We start from the raw sequence: 18,332 nt of genomic DNA, 5'->3' as shown, positions 1-18,332 counted from the left end.
CGATGTACCGTCGGTTCGTTCGAGGGGTATCCGCAGGCGGATGAACAGCCAGGAGCAGGCACGTGGCGAACTGCGCGAGCGCTTCTACCGGAGCGTGGCGGAGACCCTTGCGCTGCTGCATGCGCCGCCGGATCGCGACCGCCGCCGGACCATGGTCACGATCGCGGGCATCCTGGCCTCGACCATGGATCTTCCGCTGGTATGGATCGGCCGGCGCGAACCGGGTCAGGACAGCGTTGAGGTAATGGCGGCGGCGGGAACCGCCGCGGAGTATGCGTCCACGCTGCGCCTCAGCGCAGACGAATCCGCCCCTGGCGGGAGCGGGCCGGTGGGCGTGGTGTTGCGCGAGGAGCAGGCACGGGTGACTCCGGTCGGCGCACCGGAATTCGCGCCATGGCACGACGCCGCGCGGCGGCACGGTTTCGGCTCCTCTATCGTGGCCGCGTCGAGGACGCGCGACGATGGCCAGCTGGTGCTGGCCGCCTACTCCCGTGACGACGGCCCCAGCCTGAGCGGCGAGCTGCTCGATTGGGCGCAGCGGCTGGCTGACGAACTAAGCCGATTCTGGGATCACCAGCTGCTGCTGGAACGCAGCGTGCGGATGAGCCGCTATCGCGATGCGCAGCGCACGATCCAGCGGGCACTGCTGGAGCAGCCCGATCCGGCGTCGGTCTATCGCACGCTGGCGCGCGCGTTGGCCGACATCGCTGGCGCCGCCGCGGTCGACGTGTTCGCCGTCGATGGCGACGACCCCATGCTGCGGCGGATGGCCCTGGTCGGCCCGATCGCGGACGTCGTGCGCAGCCTGCCGTCGCCGCCGCGGCACGATAACGGTGCGGTCGTGCTGGCGCCGACGCAGGCCTTCATGCAGGGCGCGCCGGTCATTTGGCGCCATTCACCCGATGCGCCGCAGGACGACACGGCGTTCCGCCGGGAACTGCTCGAACATGCCGGTGCGGTGGGGTGCTGGCCGCTGTTCGCATCCCCTGCCGGCGCGATCGGCGCAGCGCGGGTGCCGACTGGCGTGTTCGCGGTGTTGACCGTCGAGTCGGACGCCTTCGACGGCGAGATGTGCCGGCTGCTGGACGAGATCGCCGACGCGACCGGACTGGCGCTGCGGCAACACGCGCAGCGGCACGCCCTGCTGCAGGAGCAGGAGCGACAGACCTACCTGGCCCTGCACGACGACCTCACCGGCCTGCCGAACCGTCGTGCGCTGGATCGGCACCTGGAGAACGTGCTGGCCCGCGCCAGGCGGCGGGGTCGGCTGGTGGCCGTGGGTTTGCTCGACCTGGACGACCTGAAACCGATCAACGATCGCCACGGCCATGCCGTGGGTGATCGCCTGCTGGTCGAGATGGCAAGCCGCTTTCGCCAGATGCTTCGCGCCGGCGACTACGTGGCCCGGCTCGGTGGCGACGAGTTCGTGCTGGTGTTCGAGGATCTCGAATCCGCGCAGGACATCGACGGGCTGCTGGAGCGTATTGGTGAAGTCCTGGGGTTCCCGGTGACGATCGACGGCACGGCCATGGCCGTGGGCGCCAGCCTGGGCATCGCTTTGCATTCCAGCGAAACCCGGACCACCGGCGAACAACTGCTGCGCCGCGCCGACCAGGCGATGTACCAGGTGAAATCGCGCAAGCGGCACCGCTCGCACTGGTGGTCGCTGGTGTCGCCCGATGGCGTGGTGGACCAGGCCGACGAGCTCGATGCTGCCGCCACGCCCTACGGTGAACATGCCGCCATGTTGCTGGACGCCTGCAGCAAGGCGTGGGAACCGCGGTTGCCCGGCATCGTGGAAAGTTTCCATGCCGGGTTGCGTGCGCACGACGGCATCTCCAGGCTGCTGGATCTGCTTCCGGCCGCGGAGCTGAAGACGTTCGAGCAGCATCAGCTGAAGCATCTTCGGATCCTGCTGCGGGCGGATCTGGACATGGCCGACCATCGCGCCCGGGCGACACGGACCGGGTTGTTCCACGCTGCCTGCGGGCTCGAGGAGGTCTGGCTGCTGGAGGCGATCGAGCAGTTGCGCGACATCCTGGCCGGCGTGCTGGTCGGCGTCGGCCAGAACGAGCGCCGCGCGCTGGCGGTGCTGCTGCAGCGGCTGGGCATGGAGCGGCAGTGGCAGCTGGAAAGCATGCGCGAACTGCAGCGCCGTCGGGTGGCCCTGCTGGCCAGGGTCAATGCGCTGGCATGGTCGGCCGAGGGCTACCTGGAACTGATCCAGGGCGTGGCCGATATCCTGGTGTCGCACAAGGAAATCGTGGCCTGTTCGGCCGGGCGTCCGGACGCGTCGGGCCAGCTGACCTACGAGGCGGTGGCCGGTACGGCCTTTGCCGAGTACCTGCATGCGCTGGTCAGCGGCAAGGCGGCACCGATCCGGGTCGACGCCGACCAGCCGAGTGGGCTGGGCTCCAGCGGGCGCGCCTGGCGCACGGCGCGAATCCAGCGCTGCGCGCACTACGGCAGCGATCCGGCGATGGCGCCCTGGCGCGACATCGCGCTGAGCCTCGGGGTGGTTTCCAACGTGGCCATCCCGCTGTGCGCCTCGCCGCTGCAGCCGGCGGTGGTGCTGACCGTGTACAGCCCCTACGCCGGCGGCTTCCACAGCGAGGACCAGCGGGCCTTCCTCGAACAGATCAAGACCGTGCTGGACCTTGCCCTGGCGCGCCTGGCGCCGCCGCGCCAGGGCACCGAACTGCTGCCGTTCTTCATGCGCGAGCGCTGGCGCGCGATGGTCGCCACCGACGCGCTGCAGATGCACTACCAGCCGCTGGTCAGGCTGGTCGACGGCCGCGTCGCCGAGATCGAGGCACTGGCGAGGTTGCGCGACGGGGACGGCGAACTGCTGGCGCCGGCCCGGTTCCTGCCCGCGCTGGGCGCGGACGACCTGCTCGTGCTGTTCCGCCAGGGGCTGGGCCAGGCCGCCGCCTGCCGCGGGTCGCTGTTGCGCGCGGGCTATGCGCTGGACATTTCGGTGAATGCGCCGGCAGCCGCGCTGGGAGATCCGCGCTATGCCGAGGTGGCAGCGGCCGTGATCGCCAGCAGCGGCTGCGCGGCGCAGGCGCTGCTGTTCGAGATCCTCGAATCGCCGATCGGCACCGAACATGCCGCCGTGCCGCAGGGCTCGGGCATGCAGTCGCTGAAGGCCCTGGGCGTGCGCCTGGTCGAAGACGACCTCGGCGCGGGCTACAGCTCGCTGATCCGCCTGCGCCAGTGGCCGTTCGACCGCATCAAGATCGACCAGGCCATCGTCGGCCAGGCGCGGCAGGATCCGCTGGGCACCTTGCGCTTCATCCGCCAGCTGATCCGGATCGGGCACGACCTTCGGCTCGAAGTGGTCGTAGAGGGGCTGGAGTCGCCCGAGCTGATCGAGGCGGCGACAATCCTCGGCGCGGACTTCGGCCAAGGCTACGCGCTGGCCCGACCGATGCCTGCCGACGCGTTGTCCGCCTGGCTGACGGATTACCGCTGGGAGCAGGCTTCCGCATGGCCGCAAACCGGGTTGGGCGCGCTCGCCGGCGAGCTGCGCTGGGAGGAGCAGTTCGTTGCCTTGCCACCCGAACCGGCATTCTGGGCCCGGCATGCGCAAATCAGCTGCGACCCGGGCGAATACCTGCACCGGCCGGAACTCGGCAGCGTGCTGGATGCCAGCCACCAGGCGATGCACAAGGCGGCCCTGGCCGGCCCGGCCGACCCTGGCTACCGGCGCGAGCGCGAAGCCTTCCTCGCGCTGCTGGTCGAACACGTGCTGGACAACTTTCGCTCCTGAGCCAGTGTGCGCACGGCCGAAACGGACAAGGTGGTGGGCGATGCAAGGATCGAACTTGCGACACCTACCGTGTGAAGTGCCCGTTGCTACACGCACGCTGCGCTGTTCATGGTGTCCGCACAACGAACAGGGCCACCCGGCAAGGTGGCCTTGTTCGTCGGATTCGGTGGTGGGCGATGCAAGGATCGAACTTGCGACACCTGCCGTGTGAAGTGCCCGTTGCTACACGCACGCTGCGCTGTTCATGGTGGCAGGCACGTCCCTGGCGATGATCGAGAAGCACTACGGCCACCTGCTGCATGACCACGTTGCCAAGGCGATGGCTGGACTGGCGTTGTAACAAATTGTTACAGCACTAGATCAAGCTGCAACCAGTTCCACCTTGACGCGATAGCCCAGTGCGGCGCGGCTGGCGCTGTGAACCCATGTACGCCATTGACGCACATACGCCACTGACGTAGGATGCACCCCATGATCTTTGTTGAGACGCCAATCTTCACTGCCCAGATCAAGGATCTGCTGAGCGATGATGATTACGGGGCGTTCCAGCGCTATCTAGCCGAGAATCCGGAGGCTGGCGACGTCATCAAGGAAACCGGCGGACTACGCAAGATCCGCGTGGCGGCGAAGGGTCACGGCAAGAGCGGCGGCGCGCGAGTGATCTACTACTACTTCGTTTCTGCCTCGCGTATCGCCATGGTTTTCGCCTATCCGAAGAACGTACAAGAAAATCTGACGCCTGCGCAAAAAGCAGCACTAAAGAAAGTCATAGAGCAGTGGAGATAACCGTGGACGCCAATATGTTCGACAACCTGATGGAAAGCGTGACCCAGATGGACGAGATTGTCCGGGGTGAGCGCCAGCCGTCGCGCGAGGTCCATATCGACGCGCTGGCCGTCAAGGAGATCCGCCGCGCCACTGGACTGTCACAGGCCAAGTTCGCCGGCATCGTCGACGTGCAGGTCGGCACTCTTCGCAACTGGGAGCAGGGCAGGCGTGAACCCACTGGCCCAGCCAAGGCGCTACTGCGCGCGATCAGCAAGGACCCCAAGCACGTATTGGAGGCGTTGGCCGACTGAGCTTCAGCCACCCTCGACCATCAACCCCGCCTAGCGCGGGGTTTTTTGTGGGCGGTTAGTTCGCTACCGGCCTTGCCTTAATCAAGCGCTCAACATCTTCCTGCACCGACGCAGCAAGGGTGGTGAGAGTTTCCATCCGAATCTGGAACACCGAAATGCGTTCCCCGACGGACCGATATTCAGCCGATCCGGGATCAGCCCTTTGTAGCCGCGTTCGCTCTGCGTCTAGACGCGTGTGGATATCTTGAAGTGATCGCTGCAGGTTAGCGAGCTCCGCCATCCGCTGCCGCAGCATCTCGCTCTCGATGTCTGGTGGAAAGCTCGCCTCCAAGCGCTGAACGATTTCCGCGTTCATCGAGCGCCCCGATACTTTCGCAGCCTCATTGATGCGCTCGTGGAGGTCGGCGGTGCTATCGGTGGCGATGGCGATCTTCGGGGCGACCCGCGCCGAGCCGGTCATGGAGCTGGGGCTGATGATGCCGGGCAATGGTTATAGCCACTGATGAGGTGTACGTTATTGGCGGAGTGCGGATTGGCCGCGCCGCAATGGCGCATATCGGTCTAACGGGGGCGACATGAAACGACTTCTAATGGCAATGACGTTGCTGATTTCCACCGCAGCCATTGCTCAAGCGGTGCATCGAAATGCCACGCCGAAAGAATTGGCAGCCATCAAGGAAGGTATGGCAACGATGCTGAAGGACGCGGATTCTGCAAAATTTCGGAACGTCTTTGTCGACGATAAAACCGGGATGGCATGCGGCATGGTGAATGCTAAGAACGGCATGGGCGGATACACCGGATTCACTTACTTCATGGCTACGGTATGGCCGATGCCCAAAGGCAGCCCGCCGAACATCGGAGTACTCGGCATAGACGCAGATGACGAAACATCATGGCAGCAGCAGTGCGAAGAAAAAAGATTGACGGCCAGATGAGCATCACAAAACATGCATTCATCGCACTGATCGTGCTTGCTATCGCTTTGATGGTGTAGTTGGCATGATCGTCATGGACTGCGAATCACGCGAATCAGCGCTTGCATCCGTCTCCCAAATCTATGGCGTCTCCGGGATTGAGATTGACGGATTCCTGCAGGCCTTCGACCTTGAAGCCCATTATGAGAACTCCGACCCTAAGTACCCGGGTGATCAAGAGCTGCGCAGGATATTCGAGTGCTCGCTCGACTGCAGAGCTTCCCGACTTGATCGAGTGTTCTGGTTTCATCTAACACGAGTGCGCCCAGGCGCGGATTTCGCGGAGGGCATACAGCCGCTGTCCGTGTCGCTTGAGTGCGTTTGGCAAACCATATTGAATGTTTTTCGTGGCACGGAGCACGAGACGCGGCTGCTCAATATGCGCCGTAATGGCGTGCCAAATTTTCACTACGAGTTGAAGGCTGACGATGCGCTTCACGCTGGCCCCTACGCCATGATGGTTCGAGCAGTCGCCACTCGCTCGGAGGAGATCGGTAACCACAACTACCTATGGCTTCCAGAGATCATGGAAGACATCTGCAACGGCTATCTGGGGGCATATGGCACCGCCCTGCACACCGAGCTCAGTCAAGCACTCACGCCGACTATTGTGAAGTTCTGGAGCGCAAAGCGCTGCGGCATTGATTGCGTGGAAGCTGCGCTGTTCTATCTCTACCAAACCGCGCACGCCGAGCGCCTTTCGCTGGGCTCAAACACCTGCTTTGATGGCGAGAACCAAACGGTGCTGCCTGAGCAGGTTGTCAAGGTCGAGAGCCTCGCCGCATCTTGATGGTGGGGTGGTGGCGTTTCCCTTTGTGTTTCCGTATCAGCGTCCGTACAACGAAAAAGGCCACCCGCTAAGGTGGCCTAAGTCGTTGAATCTATTGGTGGGCGATGCAAGGATCGAACTTGCGACACCTGCCGTGTGAAGGCAGTGCTCTACCGCTGAGCTAATCGCCCGCCGAGAACGCGCAATTTTAGGGGGAGTCGCGGAACGGGTCAATGCCTTGCGTGGATCGAACGTGCCGGGACGGGGATGCGGGTTGCTAGACTTGCCTCCCTCTCAAGTCGAAAGCGCACCACCATGGAATTCATCAGCGTTCATCTGGCCAGCATTCTGCGTGCCCTGCAGCAATTCGAGCTGACGCCGTGGAAGATGGTCGGGTTTACCGGAACCTTGCTGTTCACCAGCCGCTGGTTCGTGCAGCTCTACTACACGCGTAAGTACAAGCGGGTGGTGATGCCGCTGGCGTTCTGGTGGCTGTCGGTGTTCGGCAGTGCCCTGTTGCTGGCGTATTTCGTGGTCGGCAAGAACGACTCGGTGGGCATCATCTCCAACTTCTTCCCGGTGTTCGTCTCGGTCTACAATCTGGTGGTGCATTTGCGCCACCGCAAGAACAGCGTCACCGGCGACACCACCGCGTGATGGCATGGCGCCGATGCGGGCGCCGTGCGGTTAGTCCGGGTCGTAGTCGAGGTTGGCGGCCAGCCAGCGTTCGGCTTCGGCCTGGCTCCAGCCCTTGCGTTTGGCGTAGTCCTGCACCTGTTCCAGGCCGAGCCGGCCGACCACGAAATACTGGCTGCCCGGGTGCGAGAAGTACCAGCCGGACACCGCCGCCGCCGGGTACATCGAGAAGCCTTCGGTAAGTTCGATGCCGGCGTTGCGGGTGGCGTCCAGCAGCTTGAACAAGGTGGTTTTCTCGGTGTGGTCGGGGCAGGCGGGGTAGCCGGGGGCGGGGCGGATGCCCTGGTACTTTTCGGCGATCAGCGCCTCGTTGTCGAGGTTTTCGTCGGGCACGAAGCCCCAGAACTCCTTGCGCACGCGCTGGTGCATGCGCTCGGCGAAGGACTCGGCGAGACGGTCGGCCAGCGCCTTCAGGATGATCGCGGAGTAGTCGTCGTGCTCGGCGTGGAAGCGCTCGAGATGCGCCTCGATGCCCAGGCCTGCGGTAACCGCGAAGCCGCCGATCCAGTCGGGCCGGCCGAACGCCTTCGGTGCGATGAAATCGGCCAGGCACAGGTTGGGACGTTCCACCGGCTTGTCGGCCTGCTGGCGCAGGTGGTGCAGCCGGGCCAGTGGCTGGGCGCGGGTTTCGTCGGTATAGATCTCCACGTCGTCCATGAGGTTGGCGGCCGGCCAGAAACCGATCACCGCGCGGGCCGTGAGCCACTTCTCGCTGACGATCTTGTCCAGCATCGCCTGGGCGTCCGCGAACAGCTCGCTGGCCTGCGCGCCGACCACGGCGTCGCTGAGGATGGCGGGATAGTGGCCGGCCAGTTCCCAGGCCTGGAAGAACGGCGTCCAGTCGATGCCCTGGCGCAGCTCGGCCAGCGGGTAGTCGTCGAACACGGTGAGGCCGGGCTGCGCCGGCTGCGGCGGGTCGTAGCTGGCCCAGTTGCAGGTGAAGCGGTTGCCGCGCGCGTGTTCCAGCGTCACCAGTTTCTTGCCGGGACCGCGGTGCTTGTGGCGCTCGCGCACCTCGGCGTATTCGCTGCGCACCTTGGCCAGGAAGCCGTCCACCAGCTCCTTGCTGACCAGCGACTGCACCACGCCGACTGCGCGCGAAGCGTCCTTCACCCACACGCAGGCGGTTTCGTAGTGCGGCTCGATCCTGATCGCGGTGTGCGCGCGCGAAGTGGTGGCGCCACCGATCAGCAGCGGGATGTTGAAGTTGCGCCGCTTCATTTCGCGGGCGACGTGGGCCATCTCTTCCAGCGAGGGGGTGATCAGGCCGGAGACGCCGATCATGTCGGCGTTTTCCTCGATCGCGGTGTCGAGGATCTTCTGCGCCGGTACCATCACGCCGAGGTCGATCACTTCAAAGTTGTTGCAGGCGAGCACCACGCCCACGATGTTCTTGCCGATGTCGTGCACGTCGCCCTTGACCGTGGCCATCACGATCTTGCCGTTGGAGCGGCTGGTGTCGCCGCTGTTCTTTTTCTCCTCTTCCATGAAGGGCAGCAGGTAGGCCACCGCCTTCTTCATCACGCGGGCGGATTTGACTACCTGCGGCAGGAACATCTTGCCGGCGCCGAACAGGTCGCCGACCACGTTCATGCCGTCCATCAGCGGGCCTTCGATCACGTCCAGCGTGCGCGTCACGCCCTGGCGCACTTCCTCGGTGTCCTCCACCACGAACTGGTCGATGCCGTGTACCAGCGCATGCTCCAGCCGCTTGCGCACCGGCAGTTCGCGCCAGGCCAGCGCGTTGCCGTTGTCCTGCTCGCGTGCGCCCTTCTTGTGTTTCTCGGCGATTTCCATCAGCCGCTCGGTGGCATCGGCGCGGCGGTTCAGCACCACGTCTTCCACGCGCTCGCGCAGCTCGGGTTCCAGCTCGTCGTAGATCGCCAGCTGGCCGGCGTTGACGATACCCATGTCCATGCCGGCCTGGATGGCGTGGTAGAGGAACACGCTGTGGATCGCCTCGCGCACGGTGTCGTTGCCGCGGAACGAGAACGAGACGTTGGAGACGCCGCCGGAGAGATGCGACAGCGGGAAGCGCTTCTTCAGCACCTTGCACGCCTCGATGAAGTTCACCGCGTTGTCGGCGTGCTCCTCGATGCCGGTGCCGATCGGGAAGATGTTGGAGTCGAAGATGATGTCTTCGGGCGGGAAACCCACTTCCTCGGTGAGCAGCTTGTACGAGCGCTCGCAGATTTCCAGGCGGCGTGCCACGGTGTCGGCCTGGCCGTTCTCGTCGAAGGCCATCACCACGGTGGCGGCGCCGTAGCGCAGGATTTTTCTTGCCTGTTCGAGGAACGGGCCTTCGCCTTCCTTCAGCGAGATCGAGTTGACCACGCCCTTGCCCTGCAGGCATTTGAGGCCGGCTTCGATCACGCTCCACTTGGAGGAGTCCACCATCACCGGGATCTTGGCGATGTCCGGCTCGGCGGCGATCAGGTTTAGGAACTTCACCATCGCCGCTTCGGCGTCGAGCAGGCCCTCGTCCATGTTCACGTCGAGGATCTGCGCGCCGCTTTCCACCTGCTGGCGGGCCACTTCCACCGCTTCGTCGTAGCGGTCTTCCTTGATGAGTTTCTTGAACTTCGCCGAGCCGGTGACGTTGGTGCGTTCGCCCACGTTGACGAACAGCAGGTCGGGCGTGATGACCAGCGGCTCCAGGCCGGACAGGCAGGTATGGCGTGTCATGGTCATGCGGCCTCCGCTTGGTCGGCCGAAGGCAGTGCACGCGGGGCGATGCCGCGCATCGCCTCGGCGATCGCCTTGATGTGCGCCGGCGTGGTGCCGCAGCAGCCGCCGACCAGGTTGAGCAGGCCGTCGCGGGCGAAGCCGGCGATCACGCCGGCCATGTGCTCGGGCGTTTCGTCGTATTCGCCGAACGCGTTCGGCAGGCCGGCGTTCGGGTGCGTGCTGACGCAGCTTTCGGCGAGGTTGGCCAGGGTCTGCACGTGCGGGCGCAGGTCCTCGGCGCCGAGCGCGCAGTTGAAGCCGACCGACAGCGGACGGGCGTGGCGTACCGAATAGTAGAACGCCTCGGCGGTCTGCCCGGACAGGGTGCGGCCGGAGCGGTCGGTGATGGTGCCGGAGATCATCACCGGCACCTGTGCGCCGCGCTGGTGGAACAGTTCGGAAAGCGCGAACAGCGCGGCCTTCGCGTTCAGCGTGTCGAAGATCGTCTCGACCATGATCACGTCGGCGCCACCGTCGATCAGGCCGCTGGCGGCTTCGGTGTAGTTCGCCGCCAGCTCTTCGAAGGTGACGTTGCGGAAGCCCGGGTCGTTGACGTCGGGCGACAGCGAGGCGGTGCGGCTGGTCGGGCCGAGCACGCCGATCACGAAGCGGGGCTGCTCCGGCGTCTTCGCCGTCATCGCGTCGCAGGCGGCGCGGGCCAGCTTCGCGCCTTCCAGATTCAACTCATGGGCCAGGTGCTGCAGCTTGTAGTCGGCCTGGCTGATCCGGGTGGAGTTGAAGGTATTGGTCTCGATCAGGTCGGCGCCGGCTTCGAGGTAGGCGTCGTGCACGCCGCGGATGATTTCCGGGCGAGTCAGGGTGAGCAGGTCGTTGTTGCCTTTCAGGTCGCAGGCACCGGCATGCTCGTGCGTGTGGCCGTCGTGGCCGTGCTCGAAGCGCTCGCCGCGGAAGCCGCTTTCGTCCAGCCCGTGCGCCTGCAGCATGGTGCCCATGCCGCCGTCGAGGATCAGGATGCGCTGGCGCAGCGCCTGCTCCAGCAGGGCGACGCGGTCGGGATGGAGCCAGGGCAGGGTACTCATCGAACTTCCTTTGATTGAACGGTGCAGCTGTGTTCAGGCGCTCTTGCGCGCCAGCAGGCTGATCACTTCGAAATGCGGCGCCTTGCGCTCGCGGCTGAGCCGGTTGCAGCTGAGTACGTCGAGGCCGGCGGCGCGGGCGTAGCCGTCGAGCTGCTCGCCGCTGAAACCGAGGTTGCGGTGGTCGAACGGCTCGACCGCGGCGCGGTGGTCGTGCTGGCCCAGGGTCACCGCGAGCAGACGGCCGCCGGGGCGCAGCAGGCGTGCAGCCTCGGCCACAGCCCTGGCCGGGTGCTCGGCGTAGGTCAGAGCGTGCAGCATCAGCACCAGGTCAAAACGCTGGTCGCCCAGCTCCAGCGCATGCATGTCGCCGCGGACCACGCGCACGTTGGCGAACGTCTTCAGCCGTTTCGCCGCGGCCGCGACGACGCGCTCGCTGGAATCCACGCAGACGATGGAGTGCGCGTGCGGCGCCAGCAGTTCGGCGGTGATGCCGTCGCCGGAGGCGATGTCGAGCACGTCGCCGGTCTCCAGCAGCTGCAGCAGTGAGCGGGCCAGTGTTTCCCAGGTGCGGCCGGGCGAGTAATGGCGTTCCATGTCGCCGGCCACGGTGTCGGCCCAGCCTTCCTCGCGGGCGCGGTTCGCCAGCACGCCGGGCAGGCGCGCCGAGTCCTCGCGCAGCAGCGCGTCGTCGATGCTGGTGCGCAGCGAGACCAGCAGGGCGTGCTGCGCCGCGTCGCCCTCGTTGTTGGCGCGGTAGTAGGCGGAAACGCCGGCGCGGCGGTCGCGCACCAGGCCGGCTTCCTTCAGCTTGGCCAGGTGGGTGGATACCCGCGGCTGTGCTAGGTGCAGCACCGCGGCCAGTTCGGCCACGGTGAGTTCCTCGTGTTCGAGTAGGGCCAGCAGGCGCACGCGGGTGGGGTCGGCCAGCAGGCGCAGCACGCTGGAAGCGGTGGCCAGATCCATCGGTTATCCCTGTATCGCGATACAAAGATGTACAGGCTAGGCCGGGCCTTGCCATGCGTCAAGCGCACATCGGCGAGCCGGCAGGCCATTTCCCGCTAAAATCGGCGGCTTGATTGCCTTCAGGAGCCGCCCGTGGATTTCCGTTTTACCGAAGACCAGTTGTCGATCCAGTCGATTGCCCGCGACTTTGCGCAAAAGCGCATCGTGCCGGTGGCCGCCGAGCTGGATGCGAAAGGCGAGTTCCCGCTGGAGAACATCCGCGAGATGGGCAAACTCGGCCTGATGGGCATCGAGGTACCGGAAGCCTACGGCGGCGCGGGCATGGACTCGATTGCCTACGTGCTGGCGATGATCGAGATTGCCGCCGCCGACGCGGCCACCGCGACCGTGATGAGCGTGAACAATTCGCTGTTCTGCAACGGCATCCTCAAGCACGGCAACGAAGAGCAGAAGCAGAAATACGTGCGCGCGATCGCCACCGGCGAGGCCATCGGCGCCTACGCACTGACCGAGCCGCAGTCCGGCTCCGACGCCTCGGCCATGCACACCCGCGCCACCAAGAATGCCAACGGCGACTGGGTGATCAACGGCAAGAAGAGCTGGATCACCTCCGGCCCGGTGGCGCGCTACATCGTGCTGTTCGCCATCTCCACGCCGGGCATCGGCGCCAAGGGCGTGTCGGCCTTCATCGTCGATACCCAGCTGCCGGGTTTCCACGCCGGCAAGACCGAGCCCAAGCTGGGCATCCGCGCCTCAGCCACCTGCGAGATCGAGTTCACCGACTACGTGCTGCCGAAGGAAAACCTGCTCGGTGACGAGGGCAAGGGTTTCTCGATCGCGATGGGTGTGCTCGACGCCGGCCGCATCGGCATCGCCTCGCAGGCGGTGGGCATCGCCCGCGCCGCGTACGAGGCGACGCTGCAGTGGTCGCGCGACCGCAAGGCGTTCGGCCAGCCGATCGGCACGTTCCAGATGACCCAGTCGAAGATCGCCGACATGAAGTGCAAGCTGGATGCCGCGACCTTGCTGACCCTGCGCGCGGCGTGGGCCAAGGGCGAGACCGAGAAGCACGGCGGCCGTTTCGGCACCGAGGCGGCGGTGGCCAAGCTCACCGCGTCGGAAGCGGCGATGTGGATCAGCCACCAGGCGGTGCAGATCCACGGCGGCATGGGCTATTCGAAGGAGATGCCGCTGGAACGCTACTTCCGCGACGCCAAGATCACCGAGATCTACGAAGGCACCAGCGAGATCCAGCGCATGGTGATCGCGCGGGCGGAGACGGGACTGCGCTGATTGCCGTCATGCGGGGTAGAAGCCCGCTGGCGGGCGAGGCTCTTTTCACGGGATTCGGGATTCGCGCAGATAAAAGCATCGCCCGCCAGCGGGCTCCGACGTAGGGCATTGGCGGTGGTGCGAGCATGAAAAAAGCCCGGCATGGCTGCCGGGCTTTTTCATGCTCGTGGCGGATCAGACGCCACGCTTTGGGTCGGAGTCGAACGTGTGCGGCCCGTGGATGCCCGGATGCTCGTGGCCGTCCAGCTTGTCGCCCAGCAGGCGCCGCACCACCACGTAGAACACCGGAATCAGCAGCACGCCGAGCAAGGTGGCGAACAGCATGCCGCCGATCACGCCGGTGCCGATCGCGTGGCGTGCATTGGCGCCGGCGCCCGAGGAGACGAACAGCGGGAACACGCCAAGGATGAACGCCAGCGAGGTCATCAGGATCGGGCGCAGGCGCAGGCGGGCCGCCTCGATCACGCCTTCGCGCAAGGTGCGGCCATGCGCCTGCTGTTCCACTGCGAACTCCACGATCAGGATCGCGTTCTTCGCCGCCAGGCCGATCACCGTGATCAGGCCGACCTTGAAGTAGATGTCGTTGGGCAGCCCGCGCAGCAGGGTGAACACCACCGCGCCGAGCAGGCCCAGCGGCAGCACCAGCAGCACCGACACCGGGATCGACCAGCTCTCGTACAGCGCCGCCAGCGCCAGGAACACGATCACGATCGACAGCACCATCAGCAGCGTGGCGGCGTTGCCGGAGAGGATTTCCTGGTAGGACTGGCCGGTCCAGTCGAAGCCGTAGCCCTTGGGCAGGTCGTTGCCGACGATCTTCTCCATCTCGGCCATCGCCTCGCCCGAGGCGTGCCCCGGCGCCGGCGAGCCGACGATCTCCACCGCCGCATAACCGTTGTAGCGGTTCAGCGAGGGCGAGCCCATCTGCCAGTTCGCGTGCACCACGTTGGACAACGGAATCATCGCCGGCGTGCCGGCGGCGGTGGTTTGCGTGCTGGGCGTGAAGAAGTGCTGCAGCGCGTCCGGGCTCATCCGGTAGGACGAGTCGGCTTGCATGATCACGCGCTTCACGCGGCCGCCGTAGGTGAAGTCGTTGACGTACACCGGCGCCAGCATCAGGCCGACCGCGTTGTAGATGTCGCCCACCGACAGCCCCATCGACTGCGCCTGCACGCGGTCCACGTCCAGTCGCAGCTGCGGTGCGTCCTCCAGCGCGTTGGGCCGCACGCCGGTCAGCAGCGGGTCTTGGCTGGCCTTGCCGAGCAGCGTGTTGCGCGCCTGGGTCAGCGCCTCGCGGCCGGCGCCGCTGCGGTCCTGCAGGTACATGTCGAAGCCGCCGAACTGGCCCAGGCCCTGCACCGTGGGGATGTTCACCACGAAGATGCGGGCGTCGTGGATCTGGAACAGCGACCGGTTGGCGCGCTGGATGAAGTCCGCCGCGGTGCCCTGGCGCTCGGACCAGTCCTTGAGCTTGATGAAGGCCATGCCCGCGTTCTCGCCGGCCCCGATGAAGCTGAAGCCGGTCACCTGCAGCACGGTATCGACCGCCGGATCCTTCTTGAGGATCGTCAGCATCTGGCCCATCACCTCTTCGGTGCGCTGCTTGGTGGAGCCGGGCGGCAGCTGGATGACCGACATCGCGTAGCCCTGGTCCTCCTCGGGCAGGAAGCTGCCGGGCAGGCGGGTGTACAGGAAGCCGCCCAGCACCGCGACCAGCACGAACACGAACATCCAGCGCGGCGCATGCCGCACCGCATTGCCGACGTGGCCGGTGTAGGTGTGCGTGGCCCACTCGAAGAACTGGTTGAACTTGCGGAAGACGATGTTCTTCTTCTTGTGGTGCTCCGGCTGCAGGAAGCTCGCGCACAGTGCCGGGGTGAAGGACAGCGCCAGGAAGGCCGAGAACGCCATCGACACTGCGATGGTCAGCGCGAACTGCTTGTAGATGATGCCCGAGGCGCCCGGCTGCAGCGCCGAAGGCACGAACACCGCCGTCAGCACCACCGTGATCGCCACCACCGCGCCGGTGATCTGGCCCATCGCCTTGCGCGTGGCTTCCTTCGGCGAGAGGTTCTCTTCGGTCATGATGCGTTCGACGTTCTCGATCACCACGATCGCGTCGTCCACCACGATGCCGATCGCCAGCACCATGCCGAACAGGGTCAGCTGGTTGATGGTGAAGCCGAGCACCAGCATGCCGAGGAAGGTGCCCAGCAGCGCCACCGGGATCACCAGCGTGGGGATGATGGTGGCGCGGAGGTTCTGCAGGAACAGCAGCATCACCAGGAACACCAGCACGATCGCCTCGACCAGCGTGTTCACCACCTGGTCGATGGAGATCTTCACGAAGGTGGTGCTGTCGTACGGGCTGAACCAGCTCACCCCCGGCGGAAAGCCGGGAGCCAGCTCGTCCATCTTGCCGCGCACCGCGGTGGCCACGTTCAGCGCGTTGGCGCCGGGCAGCAGCTGGATCGCGAAGGCGCCGATCGGCTTGCCGTCGACGGTGGTGTTGAAGCCGTAGTTGCCGGGGCCGAAGCTGATCCGGGCGACGTCGCCGAGCTTGACCGTGGTGCCGTCGGGGTTCGCGCGCAGGATGATGCCGGCGAACTGCTCCGGCGTGGTGAAGCGCCCTTCCGTCGACACCGTGGCGGTGAAGCCCTGGCCGGGCAGGGCCGGGTCGGCGCCGATCGAGCCGGCGGCGAACTGCACGTTCTGCGCGCGGATCGCGTTCAGCACCTGCGTCGCCGACAGGCCGTAGCCGTGCAGCTGGTCCGGGTTGAGCCAGATGCGCATGGCGTACTCGGAGCCGAACTGCTGGGTGCTGCCCACGCCCGGCACGCGCGCGATCTGGTCGAGCACCTGCGAGCCGACGATGTCGCCCAGGCGGTCGCGGTCGATGTTCGGGTTGTCGGACTTGAGCGCCACCACCATCAGGAAGCCGGCGTTGGCCTTGGCCACCACCACGCCCTGTTGGGTCACTTCGCTCGGCAGGCGCGGGGTGGCCAGCGCCACCTTGTTCTGCACCTGCACCTGGGCGATGTCGGGGTCGGTACCGCTTTCGAAGGTCAGCGTGATGCTGGCGCGGCCGCTGGCGCTGGAGGAGGAGCTGAAGTACAGCAGGTGGTCGATGCCGGTGAGCTGTTGCTCGATGACCTGGGTGACCGCCTTTTCGGTGGTCTCGGCGCTGGCGCCGGGGTAGGAGGCGCCCACCGTCACCGAGGGTGGCGCGATGTTCGGGTAGGACTCCACGCCCAGGTTGAGGATCGCCAGCACGCCGCCCAGCGAGATCAGGATAGCCACCACCCAGGCGAAGATCGGGCGGTCGATGAAGAAACTCGGCATGTTCGCTCTCCCTTACTTGCCGCGCGCCGGCGTGCCGGCGGCGGCAGGGCCGTGGTTGCCTTCGGCTTGCGGTTTCCACGGCGAGGCCTTGGCCGGCGCGCCTTCCTTCACGTTCTGCACGCCCGACACGACCACCTGGTCGCCCGCCGCGATGCCGTCGGTGACCACCCAGTCGCCGCCGCTGGCGGCGCCGAGGGTGACGTAGTGACGCGCGACCTTGCCGTCCTTGCCGACGGTGAACACATAGGCGCCCACGGTGTCGCGCTGCACGGCCGCCTGCGGCAGCAGGAACACCTTGTGCTGCTGGCCGAGCTGCGCCTTCAGCGTCACGTACATGCCCGGCAGCAGGCTGTGCTTCGGGTTGGGGATCTGCGCGCGCAGGTTCACCGCGCCGGTGGCCGGATCGACCGTGGTGGAGGAGAAGTCGACCGTGCCGGTTTCGGCATAGCTGCTGCCGTCGGGCAGGGCGACCTGCACGCTGGCCTTGTTCGGTTCGGCCAGGGTGACGTTGCCGCTGGTCTGCGCACGGCGCATCTGCTCCATGTCGGCCACGCTCAGGGTGAAGTTCACGTAGAGCGGGTCGATCTGGTCGACCGTGGTGAGCAAGGTGGCCTCGCCGTTGCCGACCAGGGCGCCCTCGGTCACCTGCTGCTGGCCGGCGCGGCCGTCGATCGGCGCGGTCACGCTGGCGTAGCCCAGGCTGATGCGCGCGGTCTGCACGTTGGCGCGTGCCGCCTGCACCGCGGCGGCCGCGGTGCGTTCGGTGGCCAGCGCGTTGTCCAGGTCGGACTTCGAGATGTAGCCCTTCGGCGCCAGCTCGCGTGCGCGTTGCGCGTTGATCCTGGCGTTGGTGTCGGTGGCCTGCGCCTGCGCTTGCGAAGCCTCCGCTGCGCTCAGCGCCGCCTTCAGCGGGGCCGGGTCGATCTGGAACAGCAACTGCCCCCGCTTGACGTCGGTGCCTTCCGTATAGGCGCGCTTGAGCAGCACGCCGGCCACGCGGGCGCGCACGTCGGCGCTGCGGTAGGGCGAGAGGCGACCGACCAGATCCCGCGTCAGCGGCGAGTCCTGCGGCTGCACCTGGACCACGCCCACTTCCGGTGGCGGCATCTGCGGCGGCCCCTGCTCCTTGCCTTTGCCGCAGGCGGCCAGCACCAGCAGGCTCAGGCACAGCAAGGGTGTGCTCAGTGACGAGGACTTCATGGGAACTCCAGAACTTGTTCGAACGGGGATGGGGGTGACGCCGGAGTGCGTTGCGGGCTTGCCGTGGACGGGATACCGCATCGCGCTCCGCATGTCCTGTGTCATAGGTTGGTACGAGGGGGGGCGATCGCGCCTGGAAACGGCGCCTGTTCCGCCAAGCGCCGTACCAGGCGGCCTGCGAAGCAGGCTATACCGGTCAGTTTACATTTTGTGGGCGCTGCGAATCCAGTCATTGACAGGGGCGTGGCGATCTGGACGCATGCCCGCGGATGCGTCGCAGAGGATCGCATGCCGCATCCGTCGCGCGAGCGTGCCGAGCGGCCGAGCTTTTTCCCGCCGCTCGCCGGGTGTCGACGCGCGATCCGCGGCATCGCGAAAATCGGTCGCGGGAAGGCACGAAACCATGCGCGTGTGCATGGTCGCGGCGGGCCGCGCGGCTGGATTCGCCCTGCCGTGCGGCGTATCCTTCCGAGG

13 protein-coding genes and 1 tRNA gene are annotated in these 18,332 nt (G+C 66.1%); 7 read left to right on the top strand and 7 right to left on the bottom strand.

From position 1 onward, the window contains the following. Nucleotides 1–40: 40 nt before the first annotated feature. The 3 genes from RHOOR92_RS0105930 to RHOOR92_RS0105915 all read left to right on the top strand — a co-directional run bounded on the left by RHOOR92_RS0105930 (nucleotide 41) and on the right by RHOOR92_RS0105915 (nucleotide 4,851). Nucleotides 41–3,772, top strand: coding sequence for a diguanylate cyclase (locus RHOOR92_RS0105930; protein WP_027489851.1), 3,732 nt, complete (start codon nucleotides 41–43; stop codon nucleotides 3,770–3,772). A 471-nt stretch (nucleotides 3,773–4,243) separates the two neighbouring features. Next, nucleotides 4,244–4,558 carry a type II toxin-antitoxin system RelE/ParE family toxin gene (locus tag RHOOR92_RS0105920; protein WP_007510671.1) on the top strand — a complete coding sequence of 105 codons (315 nt, stop codon included), beginning with the start codon at nucleotides 4,244–4,246 and terminating at the stop codon, nucleotides 4,556–4,558. A 14-nt stretch (nucleotides 4,559–4,572) separates the two neighbouring features. After that, nucleotides 4,573–4,851, top strand: coding sequence for a helix-turn-helix domain-containing protein (locus tag RHOOR92_RS0105915; RefSeq protein ID WP_015447258.1), 279 nt, complete (start codon nucleotides 4,573–4,575; stop codon nucleotides 4,849–4,851). A 55-nt stretch (nucleotides 4,852–4,906) separates the two neighbouring features. Here the strand turns inward: RHOOR92_RS0105915 and RHOOR92_RS0105910 are convergent, their stop codons facing one another. Continuing rightward, entirely contained in the window at nucleotides 4,907–5,338 is a 432-nt protein-coding gene (locus RHOOR92_RS0105910) for an Arc family DNA-binding protein (protein WP_027489850.1), read from the bottom strand. A gap of 88 nt (nucleotides 5,339–5,426) precedes the next feature. On the opposite strand from RHOOR92_RS0105910, the gene RHOOR92_RS19560 reads away from it, so the two are divergent. Together RHOOR92_RS19560 and RHOOR92_RS19000 are read left to right on the top strand one after the other, a co-directional pair. After that, the gene (locus RHOOR92_RS19560; protein WP_015447260.1) at nucleotides 5,427–5,789 is read left to right on the top strand and encodes a hypothetical protein; all 363 of its coding nucleotides are present in this window, start codon (nucleotides 5,427–5,429) and stop codon (nucleotides 5,787–5,789) included. Between the two features lie 64 nt (nucleotides 5,790–5,853). Further along, nucleotides 5,854–6,618, top strand: a complete 765-nt coding sequence (locus RHOOR92_RS19000; RefSeq protein ID WP_027489849.1) for a hypothetical protein — start codon at nucleotides 5,854–5,856, stop codon at nucleotides 6,616–6,618. Between the two features lie 95 nt (nucleotides 6,619–6,713). Here RHOOR92_RS19000 and RHOOR92_RS0105900 read toward each other — a convergent pair. Continuing rightward, nucleotides 6,714–6,788, bottom strand: a tRNA-Val gene (locus tag RHOOR92_RS0105900). A gap of 124 nt (nucleotides 6,789–6,912) precedes the next feature. On the opposite strand from RHOOR92_RS0105900, the gene RHOOR92_RS0105895 reads away from it, so the two are divergent. Next, nucleotides 6,913–7,254: a lipid-A-disaccharide synthase N-terminal domain-containing protein gene (locus tag RHOOR92_RS0105895; RefSeq protein WP_007512800.1), complete on the top strand. Its 342-nt coding sequence runs from the start codon at nucleotides 6,913–6,915 to the stop codon at nucleotides 7,252–7,254. A gap of 30 nt (nucleotides 7,255–7,284) precedes the next feature. On the opposite strand, the gene metH is transcribed toward RHOOR92_RS0105895, so the two are convergent. Genes metH through RHOOR92_RS0105880 form a run of 3 tightly spaced genes read right to left on the bottom strand, consistent with a single transcriptional unit; the run spans nucleotide 7,285 to nucleotide 12,023 of the window. Next, complete coding sequence (metH, locus tag RHOOR92_RS0105890; RefSeq protein WP_027489848.1) at nucleotides 7,285–9,984, bottom strand: methionine synthase; 2,700 nt, start codon at nucleotides 9,982–9,984, stop codon at nucleotides 7,285–7,287. After that, on the bottom strand, nucleotides 9,981–11,060 hold the full coding sequence (locus RHOOR92_RS0105885) for a homocysteine S-methyltransferase family protein (RefSeq protein ID WP_007512804.1): 1,080 nt from the start codon (nucleotides 11,058–11,060) through the stop codon (nucleotides 9,981–9,983). The genes metH and RHOOR92_RS0105885 overlap by 4 nt, the downstream gene beginning before the upstream one ends. 33 nt (nucleotides 11,061–11,093) lie before the next feature. Continuing rightward, nucleotides 11,094–12,023, bottom strand: coding sequence for a metalloregulator ArsR/SmtB family transcription factor (locus RHOOR92_RS0105880; RefSeq protein WP_007512807.1), 930 nt, complete (start codon nucleotides 12,021–12,023; stop codon nucleotides 11,094–11,096). Between the two features lie 132 nt (nucleotides 12,024–12,155). Between RHOOR92_RS0105880 and RHOOR92_RS0105875 the strand changes: the two genes are divergently transcribed. Next, entirely contained in the window at nucleotides 12,156–13,316 is a 1,161-nt protein-coding gene (locus RHOOR92_RS0105875) for an acyl-CoA dehydrogenase family protein (protein WP_007512809.1), read from the top strand. Nucleotides 13,317–13,490: 174 nt separating this feature from the next. Here the strand turns inward: RHOOR92_RS0105875 and RHOOR92_RS0105870 are convergent, their stop codons facing one another. Together RHOOR92_RS0105870 and RHOOR92_RS0105865 are read right to left on the bottom strand one after the other, a co-directional pair. Then, nucleotides 13,491–16,658, bottom strand: coding sequence for a multidrug efflux RND transporter permease subunit (locus RHOOR92_RS0105870; RefSeq protein WP_027489847.1), 3,168 nt, complete (start codon nucleotides 16,656–16,658; stop codon nucleotides 13,491–13,493). Between the two features lie 12 nt (nucleotides 16,659–16,670). Next, on the bottom strand, nucleotides 16,671–17,858 hold the full coding sequence (locus RHOOR92_RS0105865) for an efflux RND transporter periplasmic adaptor subunit (protein WP_027489846.1): 1,188 nt from the start codon (nucleotides 17,856–17,858) through the stop codon (nucleotides 16,671–16,673). Between the last annotated feature and the right edge of the window lie 474 nt (nucleotides 17,859–18,332).

It is taken from the genome of Rhodanobacter sp. OR92 (assembly GCF_000427545.1).
Lineage (GTDB): Bacteria > Pseudomonadota > Gammaproteobacteria > Xanthomonadales > Rhodanobacteraceae > Rhodanobacter > Rhodanobacter denitrificans.
The sequence above is the reverse complement of the archived record's forward strand: the minus strand, read 5'-3'. Positions and strand labels throughout refer to the sequence as shown.

Bases quoted from the DNA above. Each gene is read 5' to 3' on its own strand.
- RHOOR92_RS0105865 (WP_027489846.1), bottom strand. From the start codon at position 17,858: ATGAAGTCCTCGTCACTGAGCACACCCTTGCTGTGCCTGAGCCTGCTG.
- RHOOR92_RS0105930 (WP_027489851.1), top strand. From the start codon at position 41: ATGAACAGCCAGGAGCAGGCACGTGGCGAACTGCGCGAGCGCTTCTAC.
- RHOOR92_RS0105915 (WP_015447258.1), top strand. From the start codon at position 4,573: ATGTTCGACAACCTGATGGAAAGCGTGACCCAGATGGACGAGATTGTC.
- RHOOR92_RS0105895 (WP_007512800.1), top strand. From the start codon at position 6,913: ATGGAATTCATCAGCGTTCATCTGGCCAGCATTCTGCGTGCCCTGCAG.
- metH (WP_027489848.1), bottom strand. From the start codon at position 9,984: ATGACCATGACACGCCATACCTGCCTGTCCGGCCTGGAGCCGCTGGTC.
- RHOOR92_RS0105880 (WP_007512807.1), bottom strand. From the start codon at position 12,023: ATGGATCTGGCCACCGCTTCCAGCGTGCTGCGCCTGCTGGCCGACCCC.
- RHOOR92_RS0105885 (WP_007512804.1), bottom strand. From the start codon at position 11,060: ATGAGTACCCTGCCCTGGCTCCATCCCGACCGCGTCGCCCTGCTGGAG.
- RHOOR92_RS0105920 (WP_007510671.1), top strand. From the start codon at position 4,244: ATGATCTTTGTTGAGACGCCAATCTTCACTGCCCAGATCAAGGATCTG.
- RHOOR92_RS19000 (WP_027489849.1), top strand. From the start codon at position 5,854: ATGATCGTCATGGACTGCGAATCACGCGAATCAGCGCTTGCATCCGTC.
- RHOOR92_RS19560 (WP_015447260.1), top strand. From the start codon at position 5,427: ATGAAACGACTTCTAATGGCAATGACGTTGCTGATTTCCACCGCAGCC.
- RHOOR92_RS0105870 (WP_027489847.1), bottom strand. From the start codon at position 16,658: ATGCCGAGTTTCTTCATCGACCGCCCGATCTTCGCCTGGGTGGTGGCT.